General features: G+C 44.8%; 2 protein-coding genes and 1 pseudogene. 1 reads left to right on the forward strand and 2 read right to left on the reverse strand.

All coding sequences use genetic code 11. The annotated features are described in order from the left end of the window. The first annotated feature begins 71 nt into the window (after positions 1–71). Positions 72–383, forward strand: coding sequence for an AzlD domain-containing protein (locus R7E00_RS23260; RefSeq protein ID WP_017447854.1), 312 nt, complete (start codon positions 72–74; stop codon positions 381–383). Here R7E00_RS23260 and R7E00_RS23265 read toward each other — a convergent pair. Continuing rightward, positions 380–994 carry a fumarylacetoacetate hydrolase family protein gene (locus R7E00_RS23265; protein WP_005461913.1) on the reverse strand — a complete coding sequence of 205 codons (615 nt, stop codon included), beginning with the start codon at positions 992–994 and terminating at the stop codon, positions 380–382. The two genes, R7E00_RS23260 and R7E00_RS23265, sit on opposite strands and share 4 nt — an antisense overlap. 202 nt (positions 995–1,196) lie before the next feature. Further along, positions 1,197–1,461: pseudogene (locus R7E00_RS23270) on the reverse strand (porin); the annotation flags it as partial.

Below are 1,461 nucleotides of genomic sequence, written 5' to 3' on the forward strand. Positions count from 1 at the left end.
CAGTGTGATGATTTCGTGCATTTTAGCCGTGTTAATAGGCTCTTTTGTCGAACAAGTGCAGGACAACGCTAATGATTATGCTGTCAATTTTACTCATGACGCTGTTGGTGTTCACAAGCCGATACTTGTTTCTCGAACCGAAGTTGCCATTAAAGCTTGGCACGCGCACACAAAAGATTCTCAACTACGCAAGCCCGGCCGTTTTAACCGCGATCTGGGCGCCGATTGTCTTCATCCCCGAAGGGGAACTCAGTGTCAGCGTACAAAACCCGTTTTTATTGGCTGCGACATTAGCTGCGTTGATCGCCTATTTGACAAAAAATGTTCTCTTAACGACGGTTGTCAGTATGGTGGCGTTTCTTCTTTTGCGCATTTGGCTTTAATCAGCCACCCACTCAATTTCTAACAAGGTGACGTCGCCACATTTTAAACGCCCAAGGAAGACGTCGCCTTGATGGACTTCGCCAACCCCTTGCGGCGTTCCCGTCATCACCACATCACCGTCTTGCAAAGTTGTGTAGCTACTTAGCTCATCCAAAATCGCAAATGGCGGATACAGCATCTGTTGTACGTGGCCTTTTTGCACACGAACACAGTTAATCAATAGTTCTAAGTTAAGGTCATGAATATCAATGCCTTCAAGAGGCACAAAGCGGCTAAAAACCGCAGAACCATCAAATGCTTTTGCTCGCTCCCAAGGCAAGCCTTGCTTTTTGAGAGAAGATTGCAGACCGCGTTTCGTCAGATCTAGCCCCAAACCCACGGCGGCGTATTGACCGTCTTTGATTAGAAAGCAGATTTCCGCTTCATAATGCAAAGGTTCTTGATGAAATGAGCGTAAGATCGTCGATACAGAGGTAGAAGGTTTATTAAACACCACCATTTGCTCTGGAATAGCATTATCCAACTCATGGATGTGCTCAACGTAATTACGCCCAACACACAGCACTTTTCCAACTTCTACTTTCTTTTCTTCAACTTGAATGACGCTCATTGATCTTCCCTGCAAAACAAAAACATCATCATAATCTAACCTTTTGATGGAACAACACTAGAACGCGCTCTGAAGTATCGAAAATAAGACATTCAGCCCGTTTTATGTTTTGTGTCATCAGTTTGAAACGCATGTTGATTCTTCGAAAAAACGAAAAAAGCCAGCATCATGCTGGCTTTTGAATCGATAACTGTAACGACAATTATAGGTAGTAACGTGCACCAAGTGCCCATTTGTCATCAGTTTTGCGGTCGTTAGCGTCGGTCGAGTCAAACTGGTAACCCGCATAACCTACAAACTTAGGTGGGAAGTTGTATTCTGCTTGCAGCGCCATTTCTTCACGAGCCGTTTCTGTCTTCGCGCCTTTCAATTCTTTGCCTTCAACCATTTCGTAGTTGATGCTCAGATTTAGGCTATTAGGCAGTGCATAAGCGATCAACGCTTCGTACGCGTCGCTTTCAGCTAGA

The sequence above is a fragment of the Vibrio sp. Vb1755 genome, assembly GCF_033338635.1.
In the GTDB taxonomy this organism is placed as follows: domain Bacteria; phylum Pseudomonadota; class Gammaproteobacteria; order Enterobacterales; family Vibrionaceae; genus Vibrio; species Vibrio alginolyticus.